The sequence below is a fragment of the Trinickia sp. genome, assembly GCF_051954495.1.
Taxonomy (GTDB): domain Bacteria; phylum Pseudomonadota; class Gammaproteobacteria; order Burkholderiales; family Burkholderiaceae; genus Trinickia.
In genome coordinates this window covers 17,467-41,318 of the sequence record NZ_JBQCHR010000125.1, presented here as the reverse complement: position 1 = coordinate 41,318, position 23,852 = coordinate 17,467, and the positions used below count along the sequence as shown (strand labels likewise).

Sequence of the window (23,852 nt, the reverse complement as noted above, 5' to 3'; positions counted from 1 at the left end):
GACGCGCCTCGGTGAAAAGTCAGCAGCCGCTTCAAAAATCCGAACATGACATTGGCCTATGCGAACGTTCGTTCATTGAGCGATTAAAGAAGTGCGCGCCAAAAGCGTTCTCGCGCGCGGGTTCGCGACGGCCCGCGTCGATTGTTGTTGCCCGCACAACACTGTGCGCTCGCGCCAATGGCTACCGCCGACCGAGCGGCCCGCCTACGATTCGTCCCGACGTACCCGCCATTGCGATGTTCGACACGCATCGCTTCCATACCGAGGGCCGCCCCATGAAAGAACAAGACATCCGAGAAAACGCGTTTGCGATGCCGGTGCTCAATCCGGCGTATCCGCGTCCGCCGTTTCGCTTCATGCATCGCGAGTACTTCATCATTTCTTACGAAAGCGACATGGACGCCGTCAGGGCCGTCGTGCCCGAGCCTTTGACGGTCGACAAGGCGATCGTTCACTACGAGTTCATTCGCATGCCGGACTCGTCGGGCTTCGGCGACTACACCGAGAGCGGTCAAGTCATCTCGGTCCGCGACGAAGACGGCAATCGCGCCAACTTCACGCACGCCATGTATTTGGACGACGAAGGCCCCATCGCTGGCGGCCGCGAAATCTGGGGCTTTCCGAAGAAGCTCGCTTCTCCGAAGCTCTGCATCGACGGCAAGGACACGCTGCTCGGCACGCTCGATTACGGCAGCCAGCGTATCGCCACCGGAACGATGGGCTACAAGTATCGCGAGATCGATACGGCGGCCGAGCGCGGCAAGCTCGCCGATACGCCGAACTATCTGCTCAAGGTCATTCCGCACGTCGACGGCTCGACGCGCGTGTGCGAACTCGTGCGCTTCTATTTGCGCGACGTCGACGTCATCGGCGCGTGGGAAGGGCCCGCGGCGCTCGAATTGCACCCGCATGCGCTGGCATCGGTTGCCGATCTGCCCGTGCGCAGGATCGTCGGCGCGCGTCACATCGTCGCAAATCTGACGCTCGACGTGGGCGAGGTCGCCTATGACTATCTCGCGCCCGCCGAACCCGTGAAACTCGCGGTGAACCAATAGCGCCACGGTTACCCCCTCATTACCTCTTAAAGGAGGACGTATGTCACTCAAAGACAAAGTTGCGCTCGTGACGGGCGCGGCAAGCGGTATCGGAGAACAATGCGCGCGCAAGCTCGCGGCGGATGGCGCGACGGTCGTCATCGCGGATTTGAATATCGACAACGCACGCAAGGTGGCCGAGAGCATCGCCGAACAGGGCGGCAAGGCGATGGCCGTTGCAATGGACGTGACGAGCGAAGAAGCGGTGGAGGCCGGCGTGGCCGAAACGGTGAGCCGCCTGGGCAGTCTCGACGTGCTCGTGTCGAATGCCGGCATTCAAATCGTCAACCGGATCGAAGACTACGCGTTCGCCGACTGGAAAAAGATGCTGGCGATCCATCTCGACGGCGCGTTTTTAACGACCAAGGCTGCGATCAAGCATATGTACGCATCGGGCAAAGGCGGCGCCGTGATCTATATGGGATCGGTCCACTCGCACGAGGCGTCGCAACTCAAATCGGCGTATGTGACCGCCAAGCATGGCTTGCTCGGCCTCGCGCGCGTCGTGGCGAAGGAAGGCGGGCCGCGTCGCGTGCGCGCGAACGTCGTGTGTCCGGGCTTCGTTCGAACGCCGCTCGTCGATAAGCAAATTCCCGAGCAGGCGAAGGCCCTCGGCATCTCCGAGCAGCAAGTCGTGCGCGACGTGATGTTGAAGGACACCGTCGACGGCGAATTCACGTCGGTCGCCGATGTCGCCGACACCGTCGCATTCCTCGCCGGCTTCGAATCGAACGCGCTGACCGGCCAGTCGATCGTGGTCAGTCACGGCTGGTTCATGCAATAAGGAGACGACCATGCAGACGAGTCGACGCAACAAGCTCGAACAGCCGAACCGTGTGACGCTTCCCGCTTATGACGAGATCGGACTCGTTCTGCAAGGAGGCGGGGCGTTAGGCGCCTATCAAGCCGGCGTCTATGAAGGCTTGGCGGAAGTCGGTGTCGAACCTAGCCGAATATCGGGCATCTCCATCGGAGCATTGAATACCGCCATCATTGCCGGCAACGCGCCGGCCGACCGGGTCGAGGCACTGAGCGGGTTTTGGCGCACCATCAGTCAGCGCGCGGATATATTCGCGCATCTGAGCGCGCGCCTTCCGGCATGGCCGGGCTTCGAGGACATGACGCGTCGCTGGTCGAGCGCGTGGGCCGCGACGCGCACCCTGTTCGAAGGTCAGCAGGGATTCTTTTCTCCGCGCATGCATGAGCCGTTCGCGGCTCTTGTGGGCAAGCGTCCCGATGAAGTGAGCTATTACGACACCGCCGCGCTGCGCGAGACGCTGCTGAAATTCGCCGACTTCGATCGTATCAACGACGGCAACATTCGCGTGTCGGTCGGCGCCGTCAATGTCCGCACCGGCAATCTCGTCTACTTCGACAATTCGCTGATGCGGCTCGCTCCGGAACATTTCATCGCATCGGGCGCGCTGCCGCCCGGTTTTCCGGCGGTGGAAATCGACGGCGAATTCTATTGGGACGGCGGGCTCGTCTCGAACACGCCGCTGACCGAGATCGTCAGGGAGTGTCAGCACAAGGACACGCTCGTCTTTCAGGTCGACCTATGGAGTTCGCGGGGCAAGCTGCCCGGCAATTTCTTGGACGTGAGCGAGCGCACGAAGGACATTCAGTATTCAAGCCGAACCCGAGCCATCACCGCGTTCATGTCGCAGCACCAGAAGTATGGACAGATGATCCGGGCGCTGCTCGAGCATATCCCGGAAAAGACGCGACTTGCACATCCGCTGCTTCGCGAGGCGCAAAAAACGGCGAACGGAAGCGCGGTGAACGTCGTGCACCTGATCTACAAGAACAAGACGTTCGAGGGGCATTACAAGGACTACGAATTCAGTGCCAGCACGATGCGCGAGCACTGGGCGAGCGGCTTGGAAGATATTCGACGCTCGTTCGGCCACCCCGAGTGGTTCGAGATTCCCAGTCGCGACGTCGGCTTCGTCACGCGCGACGTGCATCGCTTCAAGCCCGAGGAGGCCGAAGCCAAAGAGCCCGTGGAACAGGCTTCGCCGAGGACCGACGCTTCGCCGCAAGAGGAGATGTCGGCCGCGAAGTAGCGCCGCGAGCGAGTGCCGCGAAGCAGCGCTTTGCGGATCGAATGAACGAGCACGAAGGAGCACCCGCATCATGTTGACCCATGAGTTGATCGCTAGGTACGCCGTTGCGGTCGTGTTCCTGAACGTGTTGGGGGCTTCGGTCGGCCTGCCGTTGCCCGCGATGCCGACCTTGATCACGATCGGCGCCAGCATCGCCGTGGCGGCGGGGGGATTTTCCTCGACCGCGCTGCATTTCATGCTGCTCTTAGGCGCGGCCGTGTTAGGCGGCGTGATCGGAGACCTCGTTTGGTTCCAAGGCGGAAAGCGCTATGGCGAACGCACGCTGCACACGGTCTGCAAGCTCTCGCTGTCGCGGGACACCTGCGTGAAAAAGACGGAGCGCTTCTTTGGACGATGGGGCGTTCGCGTCTTGGTCGTGGCGCGATTCGTGCCTGGGCTGTCGCTCGTCGCGGTGCCGTTATGCGGGGCGATGGCGGTGAAGTTACTCTCATTCATCGTGCACGATTGTTTGGGGGTGGCGCTGTGGTCGCTCGTCGGCTTGGCGGTAGGCGCGGTGTTCGCCTCGCAGATCGACGTGCTCTTTCAGCACGTCGCGCATCTGGGCTGGCAAGCGTTCGGCGTGATCGGCGTGGCGCTCGCATCGTACGTGCTGTATCGGTACTGCCGGCGCATTCTGCTTGCGAAGGCCCTCGAAAAAGCGCGCATCAGCGCGAGCGAACTGCATGCGTTGTTGGCGAGACATCCGCGGCCGGTCGTGTTCGACATTCGTTCGCCCGAGCGGCGCTCGCTCGATCCGTTTGTCATACCGGGTGCGGTGCTGGCCGATGAACGGCAACTGCAGGACATCGTGCCGCGATACGGTGCGAATCGAACGCTGGTCATCTATTGCTCCTGCCCGAACGAGATCTCGGCTGCGTGGATGGCCAAGCGCTTGAGGCTGGCCGGCGTCAAGCTCGCGCTGCCGCTTGCGGGCGGTATCGATGCGTGGCGCTTGGCGGGTTTCGAACTCGATCCGATGCGAACCATCAACGACGCCGTGGCCGGCGAAGACGTGCGCAAGCTCGTCGCGCAATGAGGCCGGCGATTTATCGGGGGGGGCGTGCTTGCCCCATTCACCATGCATTTGGGAAAAGCGTACAAGTTCTCCGAGTTCGTGATCTGGACCAGACGGCAGATCTACTGGCTCTTGGTATGGGCGAGTGTGCCCGTCGTACTGTATCAATGCCTGGGCTTGACCTGGCTTTCCGTGCCGATGCCGGTCGTCGCGCTGCTCGGCACGGCCACGTCGTTCATCGTCGGCTTCAAGAACGTCCAGACCTATAACCGCGCCATGGAAGCGCAAGCGGTCTGGACCTCGATCCAGAGCGGGAGCCGCCTCTGGGGCATGATCGCCAGGGATTTTCTCGGCGATGTCGAACGCTCGAAGGAGCTCGTCAATCGTCATTTGGCGTGGATGACTGCGTTGCGCTACGAACTGCGGCAGCCGCGTGTCTGGGAGAGCATGAATCAGTCGTTCAACATCGAATACCTGCGCTTTTACCGCATTCCCGAACGCGAAATAGCCATCGACGCACTAATGCCCGAGTACTTGCCGAAAGCCGAACTCATGCCGGTTTTGTCGAGCGCCAGCAAGGCCACTAAGGTGATGAGCTTGCAGTGCGCGGCGATACGAAGGCTGCACGCGTCGGGGCAGATCGGCAGTAACTTCTACATGGAAATGGAGCGCGCGCTGCGGGATCTGATCGACCAGCAAGCCAAGGCCGAGCGCCTGAAGAATTTCCCTTACCCACGCCAGTATGCGACGGTGAATACCTTGTTCGTGCGCTTCTTCTGCTTGGTGTTTCCGTTCGGACTGCTGCAGGAATTCGACGCGCTCAATCGCAGCGTGACAGGGCTCATGCACGGCAACATGATTTGGCTCGTCGTGCCTTTCAGCGTGATGGTTTCGTGGATGTACACGTCGCTCGAGCAAGTGGGAGGCAGTACGGAGAACCCGTTCGAAGGCGGCGCCAACGACGTGCCCATTTCGATGCTCTGCCGAAATATCGAACGCGAGATGAAGGAAATGCTAGGCGACGACATGGCGCTGTCGACGCCGGAGCCCGATGCCTGCGTCGTGCTGTGATCTTGCTGCCGAAGTCACCCGTTCGAACGCCGAAGCAGCTGACGCAACGACAACGCGTGCAGCAAGATCGAACTGGGCACGACGAGCGCCGGTGTCAGCACGTCCGGATAGACGCCCGCGCCGATGCTGGGCACGCTGGGCACGATCAATTGGAGCGGACCCGGCGACGTGATCATCCCCATGGTGATCGCAACGGCGAAATCCACGAGGCCGAGAACATTCCATGCGATCGCGGTTTTGCGGCCTTGCGCCGTGCCGGCCGCAACGGCGAAGGCCGCCGGCAGGGCGAGGAGACCGGTCAGCACGTCGCCCACCCCGGCCGGCAGCGCGAATGCGCCGGCCATCGCGCCGCGCAGCCACGCGGCGAGCGCGAAGCTGCCGAACACGCGATAGACCTGAAGCGCAACGAGCCAGGTCGCGGGCATGGCGTCGAGCACGCGTCCCACGCGCGACGAGCGCAGCAGCAGCGGTGCGCCGATCGCGACCGGCAGGAAGATCGCGAGCGGCAGCAGGGGCACACGCGAGGGCAGGTCGGCGTGAAAGACGCCGTTGATCGAGGCGCTCCAGACAAGCGCGAACCAGAGCGTGTACGGAATCATCAGCGCCAACCAGAGCGTACGGCGCTCACTCGCGCTCAAATCGGTTCGCGATAGGCCGAGCCACGCGCCGAGCGCGACAACGAGGTGCACGCTCAGCTGGTGCGTGGTGGTCGGCACGCCGCTCATGGGGATGATCGGCAGCCGATAGATCAGCGCGGTCCACACTGCCGTCCCAAGGACGAGCCACAGGACGGAACGCCACGGTGAACGAGGCGAGGCGGTGTCGATTGAAAGCGGGGCAGCGGTCATCTTCGGTTCTCCATGGACAGCCGGGGCGGGTCGATTTCCGGCTCGCTCGAGCGAGCATCCGCCGGGCGTTTCAGCGGATGGGCATAGGTGTACCATGGCCGCTCGCGGGCGAATATTCCTCACAATGTTGACGGGCCATGAAGCAAAACTTCACAGTCAGGCAGGGCGCCCTCGACGGGGTGGAGGCGTTTCTGAGCGTGGCTCAGCACCGAAGTTTTCGGCGGGCGGCCGCCGCGCTCGGCGTGACGCCGTCGGCCATCAGCCAGGCCGTGCGCGTGCTCGAGGCGCGCATCGGTGCGGCGCTTTTCACGCGCACGACGCGTAGCGTCGGCTTGACCGAAGCCGGGGAGCGGTTTCTTTCGCGCGCCAAGCCCGCCTTCGAGGAACTCGTGGCGGCGAGCGAAGTGGCGCGTGGCCTCGGTCAGCGGCCGGCCGGCTTGCTGCGGCTGTCGGTGCCGCGCGCGGTGGTGCCGATCCTGCTCGAACCGCTGATCGCGTCGTTCTGCAAGGCTTATCCGGAAATCGAGGTAGAGGTTGCCGCCAGCGAGGAGTTGGTCGATCTCGCCCAGGGCGGTTTCGATGCGGGCATCCGAATGGGACGGTTTCTGGCGGCCGACATGGTGGCCGTGCCGCTGACGCCGCCATTGCGCTTCGTCGTCGTGGGAAGTCCTGCTTACTTCGAAGGTCGCGGCCGTCCGGGCACGTTGGGCGATCTGCGCAAGCACGCCTGCCTGCGGTGGCGGCGCGCAAGCGGCGTCATCGAACCGTGGTCATTCAACGACGGCGGGCAGGCGTTGGAGATTGCCGTGGCCGGCCCGCTCATCGCTCATGATTTTCCGACCCTGCTCGGGGCGGCATTGGAAGGCATTGGCCTCGCTCAGCTGCCCGAGGCCGTCGTGGCGCCGGCGTTGAAAAGCTCCGGGCTGGCACAGGTGCTCGCGCCGTTCGCGCCGACGATGCCAGGCGTTTGCCTGTACTACCCGAGCCGGCGACAGATCATGCCCAAGCTGCGGGCGTTCATCGATCACGTCAAACAATATCGGGCCGAGCAAGACGCGCTCGGGCGTGGTGCTCCGGCTCAGCGGGCGACCAGCGCGCAATGATCGATGGTGCGGGCGTCGTACGTGGCGACCACGTCGAAGCCGGCATCCCTCAGCCAGGCCTCGTGATCGCGCAGCGGGTAGGCCATGCCTTGGCCGCTCGCCACCGTCACGAAGTACAGCGACGATTTGACCGACTGCAAGCCTCCGGCCTCGTCCGGATCGCACATCAGCGACCACACGAAGAGCTGTCCGCCGCGCTGGCTATCGAGGTAGGCGCGCGTCTTCTTGTAGAGGAGGCCGATTGTCTCCGGCGAAAAGATCTCGAGCACATGCGAGAAGATGACGCCGTCGCACCCGTGCGGCCAGGGGTCCGCGAACATGTCGACGGCTTGGCACGTCACGCGATCGGATAGACCGTGCGCTTCGATGTTCGCGCGCGCTTTCTCGATCACCGAAGGCAAATCGATCAGCGTTACTTTCAGCGACGGATAGCGTTCGCAGAGCCGAATCGCGTTGGTGCCGTCGCCGCCGCCCACATCGAGCAAATTCGATACGTCGGCGAACTCCTTGACGGCCATCATCCTCGGCGACAGCCGCGTATAGGCGCCCATGCCTTCATGAAACAAGCGCTCGAGCGAGGGGTCTTTGGCGAGCCGGCCGTACAGCGTGGGCGCGTCGCCAGGGAATTCGTCGAGCCCCGCGTTGCGTCCTTCCCGCAAGGCCTGTGTGAAATGCAAACAAGCGCGATGCTGAATCTTGTCGTTCAGGCGAACGAACGGAACCATCGACTGCGCCGAGCCGCGCAGCAGACAACGGCGCGCGAGCGGGGCGTTCTTGATGACGCCCGCTTCGTCCACTTCGACGAGCTTCAATTGCTTCAGGCCGAGCAGCAGGACGCGGCATCCGTGCTCGTTGATTTCGAGTTGGCTTGGCAATGACGCGACCGTCGCGCCGCGCTCGATCACGTCGAATACCGCGAGATCGCATGCGCTCGACAACACCTGCGTCTTGATGAAACCGTTCATCATTTCGCACAGCGATTGCCATTCTTCCCACGACAGCTCGTCCATCACGCTTCTCCTCCCATCATCGTCGTCAATCCATCCTCCATCCATTCGTCAAGCCGGCAGGGCGATCTCGTCGCCGACCAATTGGCTCTTGCGCTGCGCGAGCCGATCGGCGATCCGCTGCGCTTCCGTGGGCGATAAGCGTCCGGCGTTCCAGCGCAGGTAGCATTCGAGTTCATGCACGCGCATCACGGTCGACGTCGATTCGCCGTCGATGAACAAGATGTCGTGCAGCGCCATGGCGCGGATCACGAACAGCGGCACATCGGCGCGCATGGGCCGAAACGTATCGCTGTGCGCGCCGCGCACCGTGCTCGCGGGATGGAACTCGCCGAGCATCAACCCGCATTCCATGAAAAACGGCTTCAAGATCGCGTGCGCGCAGTCGATGAACTTGTAGTGCGCACCGGCCTGCAAGCCGATCGGAAACACGGCGAGCGACAGCAGCTCGGAGGGCTCGCTGCGCTCCTTGGCCAAGCGCTCGAACAGGCGCGGCAGACGCATCAAGGTGTCGATGTAAGTATCGAACGGCATCTCGGCCGCATCGAACGAGCAAAACAGCAGTGCGCGTTCTTCATGCGCGGGCTTTGCGAAAGGGCATACCGCGCCCTTGCGGCCGAGATCGGCATGCGGCCGCATGATGAAGCGCTGCATCCACGCGAGACCCGTGGCGTAGAGATCGCGCAACGGCGTGTCGGCGATGGCGTCGATCTCGGTCGAGACGCGCAGCGATCGCTCCATGTCGGCCAGCGCAAGAGAAACCGGTTCCGGCATCGATGTGCCTGTGTTCTGCTCGTTCATGCGGCGCTTCCTTGTTTGAAGTCATTGCGGCCGACGCGTCGGTCGTCCTCGAGCATGTTTTTGAAAAGGCGCCCCCATTCGTGATCGAATCGGTGCGGATGAAATGGAAAGACGCCCGCGCCGGGCGTGAACGTCAGTTCGCCGAAAAACACCTTGCCGTCCGGCACGTAAAGGTCCACGCGCACATAGCCGAGCCCGTCCGCCAAGCGAGTCGCAAGGCGAAGAATTTCGTCCCAGTGCGGCGGCGGCGCGGGCGGGACGGCGCTTTGGGGGTAATGTCCAATGGCCAGGTCGACGCGATTCCAATGGGCGTCGAAGACGTCGCCGTGCGGCGTGCCGAACCGATCGGAGACGATGCCTGCGTAGACGATGGGTCCGGCCGCATCGCTGCCGAACATATTGATCTTCAGGTCGTTCGGAATATGGCCGGCGCGATCCTGCAGCAATTGCTCGAAGTAGAGCCGCGGCTTGATCGGCCGGTAATGCCGTTCGCGCGATGCGCGGTAGAAATCCTCGGCCAGCCACTTTCGAGCGAGGCCGTTCAATTCGGCGAAGGACGTGTGTCGCTTGTCTTGAACGATCTTGACGTAACCGCAGCCGTGATTCGTCTTCATGACGAACGCGCTCGGCAGCGATTCGAAAACCTCTTCGGTGAAGACATCGGGCGCCGCGATCAGCGGGATGAGATGCTCCTCGCCGATCCGCTCCTTGACGAATTCGCGCACCGCCAGCTTATCGGCGAGCCAGCTCCATTGCGGCTCGGGATGCAGGCAGCGGTGCAAGATGAATTCGTTGAACGTCTTCGGCGCGATGAGATTCGGCAAACGGCCGACGTGGCGCCAATGCGAAAGGCAGAGAAACAGCGCGTCGGGCATGACGCGCTTGGCGCCGCGCCATAGCGCGCGCAGCGCGGCGTTCGGCGTATCGCCGCGTTTTTGCTGTGCGCCGAGGAGACCGCCGGCCTGCGCCCTGCTTGCCGGTTCGGAGAAGTGCTCCGTCCGGACGGCGAGGACGGGCCCAGGCACGGCGAGCGCTGCGCCGTCGCAGCGGGGCCGTTCGATCGGGCTCGTCGGCTGCGCACCGGGTTCGGCTACGTTCGGCATGGTCTGTCCCTTCGCGTTGAATCGTATGTTTTGAGGTCGCTGTGTTGCAGACAGATAGAACCATCGCGGCAGAGGGCGAGCAATAAGTCGAGCCGGAAGTCGGGAACGTTTGGCGCTTTATGCCGTGGTTATTCGCCGGTTTGTTACAAAGCAATCTTTACTTACAGAATTAGGAAATTGTTTAGCCTTGTTACTCATAAGGGCGCGGTTATCACGGAACCACCTCGGCATGCCCGCTAAATCGGTTCAAAGACGGTTCCGTCGAGCGGAGCGTCGCCCGCGGTGGGCTTGCCCCTTGGGGGCAGCTGCGTGCCCGGCCGGGAGAATTGGCGGGGCCGGCTCGATATATATCGGATGAATGCTAAATCGCCCGCAGGTTGAAGCGGATGCGTTCGAGCAATAAACATCCGAGCCAACCTTGCACGCATTGCGCATTTGCGTGGTCGATTTATCGTTTCGCGAGACCGTGCGAGCATTCGGATTAACTAAAATTAGGCTGCCGCGCCTATGTTAGGCGTGGTGCGAGCGGGCGCGACGGTCAAGACGAGGCGGGCGTATGCGCAACGCGACGTAGGGCGCGCGAGTCCGAGCGGCGCGGCGAAACGGCGGTCTCATCGACCGAGGCACGGGCGGCGCCCGCCACGAGAACCCCGCCCACCACGACGGCCTCGGGTTCACCGCGCGCGAACAACCGCAGGAAAGCCTCGCTGCCGAGGCTGCGCACAGCGGTTGCCGCTCCTGAAAACAGACAGAGATCGGCACGCATTCCCGGCGCTATGCGGCCGCAGGTCGGGTCGCCCAACGCTGCCGCGGCGCAGACCGTCAACGCATCGACTCGGGCGTCGGCGGCGCTTACCCGCTCGGCGCCGCGGGGAGCGCTCAAACCCGGCGACGGACCGAATCCGCCCGCGCAGTTCGAGCCGCCGATGACGGCGAGGCCCGAGCCGAACGCGCACAGGCGCGTCGCATGGGGCTCCGACGCGCCGGGTGCACGCTGTCGCCGCGTGCTCGGCAACTGCCCCCCGGCGCCGAATGCGGCGGCGCCCGACGCGCGCAGAATGTCGACATCGCGGCGCGTCAGTTGCGACAAACCCCATACCGTTACCTCCGGTCCCAGCAAGTGCAGATAGGCGAGCAGTTCCATTTCGCTGCAAAAAAAGCGTTCCCGAAAGGCTTGCGCGGCCGACGGCGAATCGGACAGGGCGATCGCGAGCTTGCGTCCCAGGGCTGCGGCGAAGCGGTGGGCGTAGACGAGTTCATGCGCGGATCGAATGGCGGCACAACGCACGGCCGGAGTAAGGTGCGCGCCTGCACTCGCCACGTGTGCGGCGATGCGCTCGAAAATCCGAAGCTCGTGCACCGACTCGCGCGCATCCGCGTGTCGCTGCGCATTGCGTTCGCTGGAAAACGCGTTGAGCGTCAAGCCGGCGACGATTCGGCCGCGCGTCGCGTGCGCGGCGCGAATGCATTCGCGCGCTGTGGCGCACACGTACCCGAGCGTCGTGATGCCCGCTCTGAGTAAGTGGTCGTCCAACCGCCGCGGCGCCGGCTGGCCGGTTCCGGCGCGGATCAAGCCCGGCGTGCAGACGCAGCCGCGGGCGTCCATGGTCCGCGCCACCCTGGACGAGCCCGCCGCCTTGATTGCGGCGATCCGGTCGCCTTCGATCTCGATGTCCGCGGCTATGAATCGATGCGCCTCGTGATTGAAGTAGATGGCGCCGGCGATAACCCACCGCGGGCAATGTTGACCGGCGATGCGCATGCCCTCCTCCGTTTTTGTCTTGCGCGTGTGACGGATGCTTCGCACGGATCGTGCCGAACGCCGGTCATGGCAGGCCGGCCGACCCAAAGCGATGGACGCAGGAAACCAATCGACAGACGAATTCGATCGGGCCCCTGAAGGCCGCAATTTGGATCGCTATAATGCGGCGCATTGCGCTACTTCGACTGTTCATGCCCCGATTCTTTTCCGCTTCGCTTGTCTCGCTCGGCCTGCTTGCATCCGCAACCGCGTTTGCGCAACAGCCGCAGGCGGGGCACACGCCCGCGAGCGCGATCGGCGCCCGAGCGCTCGGGCAGGGCGAGGCATCGTCGGTCGGTGCACAAGGGCCGGGGATCCAGCCTGTATCCGCCGCCAAATCGTCGCCGTCGCCATCGATGCCGATGGCAGCCGTGGCCGCGTCGGCGGTCGACGTACCCGCTGTCGAGAGCGGCGTCGTGCAGGGGCAAATGCATCGAATTCGCGATTTGCTGACGCAAAAATTCGGCCTTGCGCGCGCGAAAGCGGAGCAAATCTCCTCGGCGGTCATGTCCTCGGCGTCAAAGTATTCGCTGCCGCCCGCGCTCGTGCTCGCGATCATTTCGATCGAATCGCGTTTTCAAGAACATGCCCGCGGCGCCCACGGAGCGACGGGCCTCATGCAAGTCGTGCCGGCGGCGCACAAGCGGCTCGTCAAGAATATCGACTTGACCGAACCCGCCGCCAATATCGAAGCCGGTTCGGCCATCTTGCACGGCTATTTGGAGTCGGCGCGTGGCGACGTGAGCGCCGCGCTCAAGAGCTATGGCGGTTCCACGGCGTACGCGCGCAAAGTCAGCACGCGGGCCAAGGATTTCCAAACGGCTGATGCGGCCAGCGATGCCGATGCGGCCGAGGCGCCTTCGCCGCAATGACGTCGGCGGTCGACGCGCAGATGTCGTAAGCAGCGGACATCATCGCTTCGACCGAGGCAGCGGCCCACCCCGGCACTTTGCGCCATTGCAGCGCAATTCACGACATGTTGCGTCGCGTTTCTTTCGCATGCTCTGCTAGAATCTGACCGTCGTGCAAGTGGGATATGTAGGACACCAAAATAATTAGCGAATACGCAAAGCCGGGCCAATTTCGAACAGTCAGGGAACAGAATATGAATTGGCTCCGCCCATTAATTATCGTTTCGGTCGCACTCGGCGCGATGGCCTATGCCGAAGCCGACGCCACGCAATGGACCGCCCTCAAGAGCGCGAGCGACTTGGCCTATTCGGTCGACACCGACAGTGTTGTAACCGATTCCAACGGTTACATCGAATACACCGCGAAAACGAACTGGACTGCTCCGGCGATGATGCCCGGCGCGAGTGCGCCCGTCGCCGTCTCGGTCACGCGCTACCAGATCGATTGCGCCGGCAAACAGTGGCGCACACTCGATACGCGCTATCTCGGTGCGGACGGTGCGCCCGCAGGCATTGTGCGTTCGCCCGATTCGCCTTGGGTGGCCGTCAGCCCGGGCACCGTCGTCGACACCATGTTCCGCAAGGTCTGCTGAGGCGAGAGCACGTACGCATCGGCGAGCGCGACATACGCCCGTGCGCGACTTGCTCTAGTATGTGGGACCGCCTTGTTCGGGGTGCGGACCTCGTTGAAAAGGGGCGGCCAACAAACAGGAGTGCACGATGCATGTATTGCGTAAGCTGAACGTCGCCGTTCTCATGTGGGCAATGGCGACCGGTGCCGCGTTCGCGGACACGGTGATGCTGAAGGCAGACCTCGAGCCTTCCAGCGAAGTGCCGCCCAATACCTCGAAAGGCCACGGCGACCTGAAAGCGACCTTTGATACGTCGACGAAGGTGCTCAAATGGACGATCGATTACGCGGGCCTCACGGGACCGGCTACGATGGCTCACTTCCATGGTCCCGCGCCCGTCGGGGTGAACGCCGCGCCTGTCGTGACCATTCCGCCGGCAAAGCTCGCGAGCCCGATCGAAGGCGAGGCGACGCTCACGGGACCGCAGGAAACCGAACTCATGAGCGGCAAGTGGTATTTCAACGTCCATACCGCTCAGAACAAGACCGGTGAAATCCGCGGGCAGGTGCTTCCCGCGAACTGAAGGGTGCACGGTGACGCCCGGCTTTGCGCCGGGCATGCCTCGATCTAGCGTTCCATGGGAAATGTCCCGCGATGAGCTGGCAAAGCGCCGTCGCCTGTTGGCTGCTCAAAAAGCAGTTTCGTCCCGAGACGCTCAAGCCGCACGTGAGCGTCGAGCGGGCTCGCGCGCATGCCGCGTCGAGCTTTCGCCGAGCCAGGGTGCCGGCCGGTTGGCGGCTCGTCGTGCGAGATCGGGCATCCGACGCGCCGCTGCGCGGCGAATGGCTCGAGCGCAAGGGTGACCGCGAGCGCGGCGCGCCCGTGCGGACGCTGTTCTATTGCCACGGCGGCGGCTATTATTTTTGCTCGCCGTCGTCTCATCGCCCGCTCGTTTTCGGGCTAGCCGCCCGCTGCGGCGCGCACACGTTTTCGCTCGACTATCGCCTCGCCCCCGAACATCCTTTCCCCGCCGCGCTCGACGACGCGCTGGCGGCCTATCGGCGTTTGCTCGCGGACGGCACGGCGCCCGATTCGATTGTCGTCGCCGGCGATTCGGCCGGGGGCGGCCTCGCTTTGGCGACCCTCGTCGCGCTGCGCGATGCGGGCGACCCATTGCCGGCGGCGGGCGTGCTGTTTTCTCCTTGGACTGACCTCGCGGCCACGGGCGGCACGATCGTGTCGAACGACGGCCTCGACCCGATGTTCTGCGGCGCGGCGATCGCTCGCGCGGCAAAGTTCTATGTAGCCGACGCGGACCCGACTCACCCTTATCTCTCCCCGCTTTACGCCGACTTCGCGGGGCTGCCGCCGCTGCTCATTCAAGCGAGCAGCACCGAAGTGCTGCTCGATGATGCCCGTCGCGTGGCGGAGCGTGCACGCGCGTGCGGCGTGCCGGTGCAATTCGAGGTTTGGCCAAACATGCCTCATGTCTGGCATCTTTGGGCGCCGTTCGTCCCGGAGTCGACGAAAGCGCTCGAGCGCGCCGCCCAGTTCGTCCGAGCTCACGCGCGCGAGCGCACCCCTCAGGTCGCGCTCGACGCCGCGGCGCGGTAGGCGGCTTGGACGGCCTCGCTGCCGTAGCGCCGTTCGAGGCGGCGTACAGTGAAGTGTCCGTGCGCCGTTTGTTGAAAGTGATCGATGAAAACGGTGTTGACGACCGCGCCCAGCACGGCGCCGATCGCGGGAATCGATTTCGCCGCGACTTGCTCGCTCACTTGGGCCGAGAAGCGCGCGGCGATCGTGTTCATCAGCCGCATGAGCGCCGGCGTGCCGTGCGCGGCGACGCCCTTGCTCGCGAGTTCCGACGACGCCTTGGAGATGGCCTGCGCAAGTGCGCCGCGAGCAATGAAATAGCCGAGATCGGCGTCCTCGTCTTGCACGCCCCGGCCCATACCGAAGACCGCGAGGCACTGTAGCCGCGCCTCGACCCCGCGCAGATCCTCGCCTTCGCTGCGCGCGATGTCGCAAATCGAGCGGAACATGAGCGTTGTCGTGACCGGCAATTCGGCGGGCAGCGCGAGCAAGCCAAAGGCGCCGCCGGCCGCGCCCGTCGTGGCCACCGCGACCTTGTGGAGCCAGTCGCGCGGTGCGGCGCCCAAGGCTCGGCCCGAGACCGCCGCGCTTTCATCGGCAATCAGATAGGGTGCGCCGAGCGTTGCGACGGCGGCCTGAAGGCTCTTGTCGAGTGCGCGCCGTGTCGCCTGCGCGATCGTATCGTGCGCGGCAGCCGGAAGTTTCGACATCAGCCGTTCGATCGGGGCGCCGACAGCCCCCGCGAGCTTCATCGCCAGCGGCTGCGTTTCCAGGGTGCGCTTGGCGAGCGCAAGCGTCGCCATGTCTTCCGGCGACAGACTTGGCTCGACGAACGGGATCGGTTCCATATCAGAAATTCGGTGAAGAAGCGCGACGTTTATGCTTGCCGAGCAAGGCGGCGGCCCAATGGCCGGCTGCGTAATACATACGGTCATGCTATCATTTCGCATTCTTTGACACGTCAACGATTGCGGTTGCAAAAAATGGCCGTTCACACCGCAGCTCACCATTCGCGTGGGCAATTGCTGCCTTTCCGAGAGTCGCTGCTCGCGATGCTCGGCATCTCCTTCGTCACGATGCTCGTCGCGTTCGATCAGACCGTGGTCGGCACCGCGCTGCCGACGATCGTCGCCGAACTGCGCGGCTTCGAGCTGTATGCCTGGGTCGCGACATCTTATTTGCTGACCTCGGTCATCACCGTGCCCATTTTCGGGCGGCTTGGCGATTACTTCGGGCGCAAACCGTTCGTCATCGCTTCGATCGTCGTCTTCACCGGCGCGTCCGTGCTGTGCGGGGCCGCCAACAGCATGCTGTTTCTCGTTGTCGCCCGCGCATTGCAGGGAATTGGCGGCGGTATGCTGGTCGGCACCGCGTTCGCCTGTATTCCCGATCTGTTTCCCGATTCGGTCGTGCGCCTGCGCTGGCAGGTGCTCATGAGTTCGGCATTCGGTATCGCCAATGCGATCGGACCGTCGCTGGGCGGCTTTCTGACGCAGTACTACGGCTGGCGTTCCGCGTTCTATGTCAATTTGCCCGTCGGGCTGCTGTCGCTGATTTTCGTCTGGCGCTACCTGCCGCATATGCGGCATATCGAATCGCGCGCCAAGATTCGGCTCGACTGGCCCGGCTCGCTGTTGATCGCCATCGCGCTCGGTTCGCTGCAACTGCTCGTCGAATCGTTGTCGCAGCACGGCTTCTCTGTCGGCGTCGCGGCGTTGGCCGTTGCCTCGGTCGTCTCAGCCGTGGCGCTCTGGAAGTGGGAGGCGCGCGCGCAACAGCCGATCCTGCCGCTCGACATGTTCGCCAACCGCAGCCTCTCCGCGCTGTTCACGCTGTCGCTGCTCGGCGGATTTTCGATGTTCTCGCTGATTTTCTTCGCGCCGTTGCTGCTTCAAGGCGGGTTCGGGCTTTCGCCGAAGGATGCCGGCGTTCTCGTGACGCCGCTCGTCGTTTTCATCACGATCGGAAGCATTCTGAACGGCCGGATCGTCACGCGCATCCCGCGTCCGAACGCCATGCTGTATGCGGGCAGCGCGCTGCTCGCGCTTGCCTGCGCCGGCGTGGCGCTGGCCACGCGTTCCACGCCGCATTGGCTGCTGATGGGACTCATGATGCTGGGCGGGGTGGGCCTGGGCTTCGTGCTGCCGAACCTGACCGTGTTCGCGCAGGAAACGGCGGGCCGCGAACACCTGGGCATCGCCACCGCGCTGCTGCAATCGCTGCGGATGATCGGCGGCATGTTCGGGACGGCCGTGACCGGCACGCTGATCACGCATCTTTACGCGCGCGGCGTGCGTGATGCGCTCGCTGCCGATCATGCCAACGAGTGGTGGCCGACGATGCGCGATCCGCAGATTCTCGTGAATCACGCGGCGCAAAAGACGCTGCTCGATACGCTGGCCCGTTCGGGGCATGACGGCGCGGCGTTGCTCGAACTCGCGCGGGAGGCGCTCGTCGCCGCCATTCACGCGGGGATCGCCGTCGCGGCCGTGGTCGCGCTCATCGCGCTGTGGCAATGCCGGCGCGTGCCGCACGTGAGCATCAGGCGCAGGGCCGAGGCGGTTAGCGCGCCCGCGGCCGAATAGCGTCACAGAAAATCAGGGTTGCATCATGGAAGACTACGTAGGCATCGTTCAGCAGTTCGGCCGCACATACCGGGCGTTCCTGTCCGGCTTCGAGGCCCGAGTGGGGCATGCGATGCCGCGCTGGCGCATCCTGCTCGCATTGACGGAGCCCGGCGGCGAATGGTCGCAAAAGCGGCTTGTCGAACGGTTGCGCGTCGATCCGGGAGCGCTCACCCGTCAACTGAAAACGCTCGAGGCCCTGGGCTGGATCGAGCGGAGCGTCGATGCGCGCGACAATCGGATCACCAATGTGAAGTTGACCGAGGAGGGGCGTCGCGCCGTCGAGGCGAGCCTGCCTCAGCGCAACGCGTTTCTGCTCGAGACGATGGGCTCGCTGCCGGACGAGGCGCTTGCGGCCTTGTCCGATGCGCTGGCCAAGCTCGAAGCGCGCATCGGCGACGTGGCCGGTTCGGCTTTATCCGTGGAGACGGCCGGCAGCGCGGACGGGAAGGAGCCGGCCATGGCGGACGGCGGCCACGCTGCAATGCCAAGCCGCCTGCGTTGAGACGCGCGGCGCGCTGCCGCCATGGCGGCACGCCGCTCAGCCCTCAGAAGAACGTTTCGACGACTTCCGTGACACGGTAGCTCGAATCGACGATTAGCAACTGACGCCACTTGTCGAACGTCAGGCACGGGTGAGAGATGTCGAACGCAAGCATATCGCCGACCTTCAAATCGGCGCCCGGCGCGATACGCAGATAGGCGTGCTGGTCCATCATGCCGGTGACTTCCCAACCCTCGCCGGGCTCGACCGCGCGCGGTTCGCTCGCGCCGGGGCGATAGTGGCGCGCCGGGACCGGCATGCCGGCGTCGAAGGCCGCATCGCGTTTGCCGAACCCGACGATCGCCCGGTCCGCTTCGGGAATCGATTGCACGTACGCCCAAAGCTGCAACGCCGGCAGCAGCGCCTCGCCCATCTTTTTGGCGATGGGATTGCGCGCCAGGATGTCCGTTTGCGCCTTCTTGTACACGCCGACGTCGTGCGTCAGATAACAGCCCGGACGCAGCACGACCTCGATCTCGCCCGCTTTCGATTCCGCGGCGAACTCTTCGGCCACGACGTCGTACCAGGCCGAGCCCGCGCCCGACAGCACGGCCGGGGCGCGGCCGAAGCGGCCTGCGGCCGCGAGCGAACGCGTCGTCTGAACGGCTCGGCGCAAGAAGGCGCGCACGGCCTGCTCGTCGCCGAGCACCCCTTCGTAAATCTCGACGCCCGCGAGGACGAGCGTGCCGTCGTAGCGACCGATTGCCGACACGACCTGTTCGAGTTGCGCGTCATCGCGCACGCCCGTGCGCCCGCCCGCCACGCCGAGTTCGACCAGCACCTGCAGCCGGCGGCCTGCCGCGTGGAAGAACGCACCGAGCTGCTCCACGCCGTCCACGGAATCGACGAGACAGAAGAACTCGAAATCCGGGTCGGACAACAACTCGGCGATCATCGCCATGTTGTGCTTGCCGACGAGCTGGTTCGCCATCAGCACGCGCTCGACGCCGCCGTGGTAGGCGGCGCGCGTTTGATGCGCCGTAGCGAGCGTGATGCCCCAGGCGCCCGTTTCGATCTGGCGCCGGAAAAGCTGCGGCGCCATCGTCGTCTTGCCATGCGGCGCAAGCTTGACGCCGTATTCGGCGACGAAATCCTGCATCCATTTCAAGTTGTGCGCGATCCGGTCTGCGTAGAGCACGGCGGCGGGCAGGCTCACGTCTTCGGCGAGCAGGTTCCATTCGAGATTCGCGGCGGCGTCGAGCGGCACACTCGCGCTCGGCACCGTGCCGAGGCCCTTGCCGAGCGGGTCGATAGCGGCGCTCGAGTAGCTCGTGATCGTCAATGTCATCGGGGTGTCCTGGTGAGAGCGGGCGCCGGCGCCAAAGCCGACGTCAAGGTTCCCATGGTACATAAAGACCGAGTAGGATTCTTCGCAACGTCGGCGCCGCCGCGTTTTCTTGCGGTCGTTGTTGCCCGTGCACGCACCCGCCCCCGGAGACGATCCCATGCATTCTCATCCCGAAGCCGCCGATACGCTGATCTACGGTGCAACGCTCTACGACGGCACGGGCAAACCGCCCGTCGTGCGCGACGTCGCCATTCGCGGCGATAAAATCGCCGCCGTCGGCAATCTGTCGAACTGGATCGCCGAGGAGATCGTCGAGGCCGACGGCCGCGCCTTGGCGCCCGGCTTCATCGACGTGCATACGCACGACGACACGCACGTGATTCGCGAGCCGCAAATGCTGCCCAAACTCTCGCAGGGCGTGACGACCGTGATCGTCGGCAATTGCGGCATCAGCGCGTCGCCCGTTGCGCTGCGCGGCGATCCGCCCGATCCGATGAACCTGCTCGGCGAGCGCGACGCCTTTCGCTTCCCCACGTTCGGCGCCTATGTGGAGGCCGTCAACCACGCGCATCCGGCCGTCAATGTGGCGGCCCTCGTCGGCCATACGGCCCTGCGCAGCAACCATATGGACCGGCTCGATCGCGCCGCTTCGCCCGACGAAATCGACGCCATGCGCGCTCAGTTGACCGAGGCGCTGGAGCACGGCGCGCTCGGGCTCAGTTCGGGCCTAGCTTACGCGTCGGCGTTCAGCGCGCCGACCGAGGAAGTCATGGCGCTGGCGGAGCCGCTCGCGCAAGCGGGAGCGGTGTATACGACGCACATGCGCAGCGAGTTCGATGCGATTCTCGATGCGTTCGACGAAGCATGCCGGATCGGCCGGCACGCGCGCGTGCCCGTCGTCGTCTCGCATCTGAAATGCGCGGGCCCCAGCAATTGGGGACGTAGTCTGGAAGTGCTCGCCTCGCTCGAACGCGCGCGGGCGACGCAGCGCGTGGGCTGCGATTGCTATCCGTACGATCGGAGTTCCACGACGCTCGATCTGAAGCAGGTCACCGGCGATATCGAAATTACGGTGACGTGGTCGACGCCGCACCCTGAAGCGTCGGGCAAGCGGCTTTCGGCGATCGCGAGCGAATGGGGCGTGTCGCAGCAGGAAGCGGCTCAGCGCCTGCAGCCGGCCGGCGCGGTTTATCACAACATGTCGGAGGACGATGTGCGCCGGATTTTGGCCCATCCGGCCACGATGGTGGGCTCGGACGGCCTGCCGAACGACCCGCTGCCGCACCCGCGCCTATGGGGCACGTTTCCGCGGGTGCTGGGGCATTACGCGCGCGACGTGGCGCTCATCCCGCTGGAGGAGGCCGTGCGCAAGATGACCGGGCTATCCGCGCGGCGCTTCGGGCTCGAGCGCCGGGGCGAGATTCACGTCGGCTTTCACGCCGATCTCGTCCTGTTCGACCCGGCCCGCGTGCGCGACGTCGCCACGTTCGAAAACCCGCGCCAAGTGGCCGATGGGATCGATGCCGTGTGGGTCAACGGCGTGCTCTCGTACCGCGACCGCGCGCCCTCGGGCGAGCGTGCGGGCCGCTTCGTGCCGCGCGCCGGCAATGCGGCCGGCGACCGGCCGGGCGAGCCCGGCGCGTTCTGACGCCGCGCTCATTGCCGCGCCGTGCGCGCGTTGTCGGGCATCGGCAAATTGTAGTTCGTGCGGAACGGATTGATGTCGAGCCCGCCGCGGCGCGTATAACGGGCGTAGACGGCGAGCTTGACGGGGCGGCACTCGCGCAAGATGTCGACGAAGATGCGCTCGACGCATTGCTCGTGAAAGCCCGTATGCGAGCGGTAGGAGACGATGTACCGCAAGAGCCCCGCGTGATCGATCTGCGGCCCGACGTAATGGATCTGCACGCTGCCCCAATCGGGTTGCCCGGTTACCGGGCAATTCGATTTCAGTAGATTCGAGTACAGCGTCTCCTCGACGGGCGCCTCATCGACGGCGGCCTTGAGCAGCGACGGATCGGGCTCGTATATGTCGGCGTCGAGATCGAGCCGGTCGAGCGAGAGCCCTTCGAATTCCTCGAATTGCAGCTTGGAAAACTCGGTCGGCGCCGTCAGTCGAACCGAGACCGTCGCCCCGCAAGCCGCCGATACGTCGCGCTTGATCGTATCGCGCAGCGCGTCGATCGAATCGATGCGCGTCTGCGCGAACGATCCTAGATACAGCTTGAACGACTTCGATTCGACGATGTTCGGCGATTCGGCCGGCACGAAGAACGTCGCGATCGCGATTTGCGGTTTGCCGCGCGCGTTGAGCCAGGACAGCTCGTAAGCATTCCAGATGTCGGTGCCGAAGAACGGCAGGGCCGCGCCGATGCCGATCGCTTCACGCGCAAGGCTGCGGGCGATCGGAAACAGCAGCGTGGGATCGTACTGCTCGGTGTAGGTCGTGCCCTTGCCGAGCGGGGAGTGTTCGGGTGTCATCGCCATCACGCAAGAAAGAGCCGATAGACGGGGTTGCGGGTCTCGTCCCAGTGCGGGTAGCCGAGCGTCGACAAGAATTGCGCGAAGGCCGCGTCGTCCGCCTGCGGAACTTGGACGCCGACGAGGATCGAGCTGTAGTCGGCGCCTTGATTTCGATAGTGGAAGAGGCTGATGTTCCAATCGGGCGCCATGGACGATAGGAACTTCATCAGCGCGCCGGGCCGCTCGGGGAATTCGAAGCGGAACAGGCGCTCGTGATGCGCGAGCGGCGAGCGTCCGCCCACCATGTAGCGAATGTGCTGCTTGGAGAGTTCGTCCCCGGTGAGATCGACGGTCGGAAAGCCGTGTTCCTCGAACGTGCGCGCAATGTCTGCGGATTCTCCCCGGCTCTTGATCTGCACGCCGACGAAGATATGCGCCGCGCTGGCGTCGGCGATCCGGTAGTTGAACTCGGTGACGCTGCGCTCGCCGCCCACGAGTTCGCAAAAGCGCTTGAAGCTGCCGCGTTCCTCGGGGATCGTCACGGCGAAGACGGCTTCGCGCGCCTCGCCCACCTCGGCCCGCTCGGCCACGAAGCGCATCCGGTCGAAGTTCATGTTCGCGCCCGAGGTGATCGCCACGAGCGTTTGCCCCGTCACGCCCGTGCGCTCCGCATACTGTTTCGCACCGGCCACCGACAGCGCGCCGGCCGGCTCGAGCAGGCTGCGCGTGTCTTGGAACACGTCCTTGATCGCCGCGCACAGCGCGTCGGTATTGACGGTGAGAATCTCGTCCAGATACTGGCGGCACAGCCGGAACGTTTCCTCGCCCACGAGCTTGACCGCGGTGCCGTCGGAGAACAGGCCTACCTCGGGCAGCGTGACGCGTTCGCCCGCGCGCACCGACTGCGCCATCGCGCACGAATCCTCGGTTTGCACGCCGATCACTTTGATGTCCGGGCGAACCGCTTTCACGTAGGCGCCCACGCCTGCCGCGAGACCGCCGCCGCCGATCGGCACGAAGATCGCATGAATGGGCGCTTGGTGCTGGCTTAGGATCTCCATGGCCACGGTGCCCTGGCCGGCGATCACGTGGGGATCGTCGAACGGGTGCACGAACGTCAAGTCCCGCGCCTTCTGGATTTCGAGCGCATGCGCGTAGGCGTCGCTGTAGGACTCGCCGGCTTGCACGACTTCCACGGTGGGCCCGCCGTGCGCCCGCACGGCGTCGACTTTCACTTGCGGCGTGGTGATGGGCACGACGATGACGGCTTTGACGCCGAGCCGCGCCGCCGAATAGGCGACCCCTTGCGCATGATTGCCGGCGGAGGCCGTGATGACGCCGCGTGCGAGCGCCTGGGCGTCGACATGGATCATCTTGTTGTAGGCGCCGCGCAGCTTGAACGAGAAGACGGGCTGGTTGTCTTCGCGTTTCAGGAATACGCGGTTGGCGAGCCGCGCCGAGAGGTTGCGCGCCGGTTCGAGCTCCGTTTCGCGGGCCACGTCGTAGACGCGGGCAGTCAGGATTTTCTTCAGGTAGTCGTGGGAGGTCGAGGACATGGACGTGGTGCGCGCGGCGTCAAGCGTGGCGTTCGTGATGCGAAAACGTCAATGATAGCGCCATCGGGGGGCGCTTTTGATGCACGAGTGGGCCGTCTCGTCGTCGTGGGCGGCCGATTGCTCATTGACCGGACGGACGGTCGGCGAAGCCGCGCCCGAAGCCGCGTTGCGCGCGCGCACACGCTCGATCGGCCCTCAACGCGTATCGAGATGATGCGGTAGAATTCCGTTTTACGACCAGGACCGGATAATGCGCTGGCAGCCACGGACCGCCCCACCGACCCCAGCCCCGCGGGAAGCGCGTCCCGCGGCGCAGCGGCATGCCCGTCACGCACGATCGTGCGGCTAGCGCC

General features: G+C 64.6%; 22 protein-coding genes. 13 read left to right on the top strand and 9 right to left on the bottom strand.

The features are described from left to right. Positions 1 to 275 precede the first annotated feature (275 nt). From ACTHNR_RS16990 to ACTHNR_RS16970, 5 genes are all read left to right on the top strand, one after another. On the top strand, positions 276 to 1,055 hold the full coding sequence (locus ACTHNR_RS16990) for an acetoacetate decarboxylase (protein ID WP_440548821.1): 780 nt from the start codon (positions 276 to 278) through the stop codon (positions 1,053 to 1,055). A gap of 40 nt (positions 1,056 to 1,095) precedes the next feature. Beyond that, positions 1,096 to 1,878, top strand: a complete 783-nt coding sequence (locus ACTHNR_RS16985; protein ID WP_440548820.1) for a 3-hydroxybutyrate dehydrogenase — start codon at positions 1,096 to 1,098, stop codon at positions 1,876 to 1,878. A 10-nt stretch (positions 1,879 to 1,888) separates the two neighbouring features. After that, positions 1,889 to 3,160 (top strand): DUF3734 domain-containing protein, encoded by a 1,272-nt coding sequence (locus ACTHNR_RS16980; RefSeq protein ID WP_440548819.1) that lies wholly within the window; start codon positions 1,889 to 1,891, stop codon positions 3,158 to 3,160. A gap of 73 nt (positions 3,161 to 3,233) precedes the next feature. After that, positions 3,234 to 4,235 (top strand): DedA family protein/thiosulfate sulfurtransferase GlpE, encoded by a 1,002-nt coding sequence (locus ACTHNR_RS16975; RefSeq protein WP_440548846.1) that lies wholly within the window; start codon positions 3,234 to 3,236, stop codon positions 4,233 to 4,235. A 42-nt stretch (positions 4,236 to 4,277) separates the two neighbouring features. Beyond that, the gene (locus ACTHNR_RS16970) at positions 4,278 to 5,285 is read left to right on the top strand and encodes a bestrophin family protein (protein ID WP_440548845.1); all 1,008 of its coding nucleotides are present in this window, start codon (positions 4,278 to 4,280) and stop codon (positions 5,283 to 5,285) included. Positions 5,286 to 5,299: 14 nt separating this feature from the next. On the opposite strand, the gene ACTHNR_RS16965 is transcribed toward ACTHNR_RS16970, so the two are convergent. Then, positions 5,300 to 6,133 (bottom strand): MFS transporter, encoded by an 834-nt coding sequence (locus ACTHNR_RS16965; protein ID WP_440548818.1) that lies wholly within the window; start codon positions 6,131 to 6,133, stop codon positions 5,300 to 5,302. Positions 6,134 to 6,270: 137 nt separating this feature from the next. On the opposite strand from ACTHNR_RS16965, the gene ACTHNR_RS16960 reads away from it, so the two are divergent. Then, a complete protein-coding gene (locus tag ACTHNR_RS16960; protein ID WP_440548817.1) occupies positions 6,271 to 7,236 on the top strand; it encodes a LysR family transcriptional regulator in 966 nt (321 codons plus the stop codon). Here the strand turns inward: ACTHNR_RS16960 and ACTHNR_RS16955 are convergent. From ACTHNR_RS16955 to ACTHNR_RS16940, 4 genes are all read right to left on the bottom strand, one after another. Continuing rightward, complete coding sequence (locus ACTHNR_RS16955; protein WP_440548816.1) at positions 7,212 to 8,246, bottom strand: methyltransferase; 1,035 nt, start codon at positions 8,244 to 8,246, stop codon at positions 7,212 to 7,214. The genes ACTHNR_RS16960 and ACTHNR_RS16955 overlap by 25 nt on opposite strands. A 48-nt stretch (positions 8,247 to 8,294) precedes the next feature. Beyond that, a complete protein-coding gene (locus tag ACTHNR_RS16950) occupies positions 8,295 to 9,044 on the bottom strand; it encodes a DUF6875 domain-containing protein (RefSeq protein WP_440548815.1) in 750 nt (249 codons plus the stop codon). Continuing rightward, positions 9,041 to 10,147, bottom strand: a complete 1,107-nt coding sequence (locus ACTHNR_RS16945) for an ATP-grasp fold amidoligase family protein (RefSeq protein WP_440548814.1) — start codon at positions 10,145 to 10,147, stop codon at positions 9,041 to 9,043. The genes ACTHNR_RS16950 and ACTHNR_RS16945 overlap by 4 nt, the downstream gene beginning before the upstream one ends. A 538-nt stretch (positions 10,148 to 10,685) precedes the next feature. Then, a complete protein-coding gene (locus tag ACTHNR_RS16940) occupies positions 10,686 to 11,909 on the bottom strand; it encodes an amidohydrolase family protein (protein ID WP_440548813.1) in 1,224 nt (407 codons plus the stop codon). Positions 11,910 to 12,304: 395 nt separating this feature from the next. Between ACTHNR_RS16940 and ACTHNR_RS16935 the strand changes: the two genes are divergently transcribed. The 4 genes from ACTHNR_RS16935 (at position 12,305) to ACTHNR_RS16920 (ending at position 15,045) form a co-directional block, all read left to right on the top strand. Then, complete coding sequence (locus tag ACTHNR_RS16935) at positions 12,305 to 12,820, top strand: lytic transglycosylase domain-containing protein (RefSeq protein WP_440548844.1); 516 nt, start codon at positions 12,305 to 12,307, stop codon at positions 12,818 to 12,820. Positions 12,821 to 13,053: 233 nt separating this feature from the next. After that, positions 13,054 to 13,452, top strand: coding sequence for a surface-adhesin E family protein (locus ACTHNR_RS16930; RefSeq protein ID WP_440548812.1), 399 nt, complete (start codon positions 13,054 to 13,056; stop codon positions 13,450 to 13,452). A 127-nt stretch (positions 13,453 to 13,579) separates the two neighbouring features. Beyond that, entirely contained in the window at positions 13,580 to 14,014 is a 435-nt protein-coding gene (locus ACTHNR_RS16925; protein ID WP_440548811.1) for a CHRD domain-containing protein, read from the top strand. A gap of 71 nt (positions 14,015 to 14,085) precedes the next feature. Then, a complete protein-coding gene (locus tag ACTHNR_RS16920) occupies positions 14,086 to 15,045 on the top strand; it encodes an alpha/beta hydrolase (protein WP_440548810.1) in 960 nt (319 codons plus the stop codon). Here ACTHNR_RS16920 and ACTHNR_RS16915 read toward each other — a convergent pair. Further along, positions 15,015 to 15,872, bottom strand: coding sequence for an EcsC family protein (locus ACTHNR_RS16915; RefSeq protein ID WP_440548809.1), 858 nt, complete (start codon positions 15,870 to 15,872; stop codon positions 15,015 to 15,017). The two genes, ACTHNR_RS16920 and ACTHNR_RS16915, sit on opposite strands and share 31 nt — an antisense overlap. A gap of 105 nt (positions 15,873 to 15,977) precedes the next feature. On the opposite strand from ACTHNR_RS16915, the gene ACTHNR_RS16910 reads away from it, so the two are divergent. Together ACTHNR_RS16910 and ACTHNR_RS16905 are read left to right on the top strand one after the other, a co-directional pair. Further along, the gene (locus tag ACTHNR_RS16910) at positions 15,978 to 17,609 is read left to right on the top strand and encodes an MFS transporter (RefSeq protein ID WP_440548808.1); all 1,632 of its coding nucleotides are present in this window, start codon (positions 15,978 to 15,980) and stop codon (positions 17,607 to 17,609) included. Between the two features lie 25 nt (positions 17,610 to 17,634). Further along, positions 17,635 to 18,153 (top strand): MarR family winged helix-turn-helix transcriptional regulator, encoded by a 519-nt coding sequence (locus ACTHNR_RS16905; protein WP_440548807.1) that lies wholly within the window; start codon positions 17,635 to 17,637, stop codon positions 18,151 to 18,153. A 43-nt stretch (positions 18,154 to 18,196) separates the two neighbouring features. Here the strand turns inward: ACTHNR_RS16905 and ACTHNR_RS16900 are convergent, their stop codons facing one another. Continuing rightward, the gene (locus tag ACTHNR_RS16900) at positions 18,197 to 19,480 is read right to left on the bottom strand and encodes an amino acid deaminase (protein WP_440548806.1); all 1,284 of its coding nucleotides are present in this window, start codon (positions 19,478 to 19,480) and stop codon (positions 18,197 to 18,199) included. A 157-nt stretch (positions 19,481 to 19,637) separates the two neighbouring features. On the opposite strand from ACTHNR_RS16900, the gene ACTHNR_RS16895 reads away from it, so the two are divergent. Continuing rightward, positions 19,638 to 21,128 carry an N-acyl-D-amino-acid deacylase family protein gene (locus ACTHNR_RS16895; protein WP_440548805.1) on the top strand — a complete coding sequence of 497 codons (1,491 nt, stop codon included), beginning with the start codon at positions 19,638 to 19,640 and terminating at the stop codon, positions 21,126 to 21,128. An 8-nt stretch (positions 21,129 to 21,136) separates the two neighbouring features. Here ACTHNR_RS16895 and queF read toward each other — a convergent pair whose 3' ends face one another. Together queF and ilvA are read right to left on the bottom strand one after the other, a co-directional pair. Next, positions 21,137 to 21,961 carry an NADPH-dependent 7-cyano-7-deazaguanine reductase QueF gene (gene queF / locus ACTHNR_RS16890; RefSeq protein ID WP_440548804.1) on the bottom strand — a complete coding sequence of 275 codons (825 nt, stop codon included), beginning with the start codon at positions 21,959 to 21,961 and terminating at the stop codon, positions 21,137 to 21,139. Between the two features lie 5 nt (positions 21,962 to 21,966). Beyond that, entirely contained in the window at positions 21,967 to 23,499 is a 1,533-nt protein-coding gene (gene ilvA / locus ACTHNR_RS16885; RefSeq protein ID WP_440548803.1) for a threonine ammonia-lyase, biosynthetic, read from the bottom strand. Positions 23,500 to 23,852: the final 353 nt, after the last annotated feature.

Excerpts from the sequence above, each read along its gene's own strand:
- ACTHNR_RS16940 (WP_440548813.1), bottom strand. The coding sequence starts at position 11,909 with ATGCGCATCGCCGGTCAACATTGCCCGCGGTGGGTTATCGCCGGCGCC.
- ACTHNR_RS16905 (WP_440548807.1), top strand. The coding sequence starts at position 17,635 with ATGGAAGACTACGTAGGCATCGTTCAGCAGTTCGGCCGCACATACCGG.
- ACTHNR_RS16930 (WP_440548812.1), top strand. The coding sequence starts at position 13,054 with ATGAATTGGCTCCGCCCATTAATTATCGTTTCGGTCGCACTCGGCGCG.
- ilvA (WP_440548803.1), bottom strand. The coding sequence starts at position 23,499 with ATGTCCTCGACCTCCCACGACTACCTGAAGAAAATCCTGACTGCCCGC.
- ACTHNR_RS16980 (WP_440548819.1), top strand. The coding sequence starts at position 1,889 with ATGCAGACGAGTCGACGCAACAAGCTCGAACAGCCGAACCGTGTGACG.
- ACTHNR_RS16895 (WP_440548805.1), top strand. The coding sequence starts at position 19,638 with ATGCATTCTCATCCCGAAGCCGCCGATACGCTGATCTACGGTGCAACG.
- ACTHNR_RS16970 (WP_440548845.1), top strand. The coding sequence starts at position 4,278 with ATGCATTTGGGAAAAGCGTACAAGTTCTCCGAGTTCGTGATCTGGACC.
- ACTHNR_RS16935 (WP_440548844.1), top strand. The coding sequence starts at position 12,305 with ATGCCGATGGCAGCCGTGGCCGCGTCGGCGGTCGACGTACCCGCTGTC.
- ACTHNR_RS16965 (WP_440548818.1), bottom strand. The coding sequence starts at position 6,133 with ATGACCGCTGCCCCGCTTTCAATCGACACCGCCTCGCCTCGTTCACCG.
- ACTHNR_RS16925 (WP_440548811.1), top strand. The coding sequence starts at position 13,580 with ATGCATGTATTGCGTAAGCTGAACGTCGCCGTTCTCATGTGGGCAATG.
- ACTHNR_RS16900 (WP_440548806.1), bottom strand. The coding sequence starts at position 19,480 with ATGACATTGACGATCACGAGCTACTCGAGCGCCGCTATCGACCCGCTC.
- ACTHNR_RS16985 (WP_440548820.1), top strand. The coding sequence starts at position 1,096 with ATGTCACTCAAAGACAAAGTTGCGCTCGTGACGGGCGCGGCAAGCGGT.
- ACTHNR_RS16960 (WP_440548817.1), top strand. The coding sequence starts at position 6,271 with ATGAAGCAAAACTTCACAGTCAGGCAGGGCGCCCTCGACGGGGTGGAG.
- ACTHNR_RS16920 (WP_440548810.1), top strand. The coding sequence starts at position 14,086 with ATGAGCTGGCAAAGCGCCGTCGCCTGTTGGCTGCTCAAAAAGCAGTTT.
- ACTHNR_RS16915 (WP_440548809.1), bottom strand. The coding sequence starts at position 15,872 with ATGGAACCGATCCCGTTCGTCGAGCCAAGTCTGTCGCCGGAAGACATG.
- ACTHNR_RS16990 (WP_440548821.1), top strand. The coding sequence starts at position 276 with ATGAAAGAACAAGACATCCGAGAAAACGCGTTTGCGATGCCGGTGCTC.
- queF (WP_440548804.1), bottom strand. The coding sequence starts at position 21,961 with ATGACACCCGAACACTCCCCGCTCGGCAAGGGCACGACCTACACCGAG.
- ACTHNR_RS16955 (WP_440548816.1), bottom strand. The coding sequence starts at position 8,246 with ATGGACGAGCTGTCGTGGGAAGAATGGCAATCGCTGTGCGAAATGATG.
- ACTHNR_RS16950 (WP_440548815.1), bottom strand. The coding sequence starts at position 9,044 with ATGAACGAGCAGAACACAGGCACATCGATGCCGGAACCGGTTTCTCTT.
- ACTHNR_RS16945 (WP_440548814.1), bottom strand. The coding sequence starts at position 10,147 with ATGCCGAACGTAGCCGAACCCGGTGCGCAGCCGACGAGCCCGATCGAA.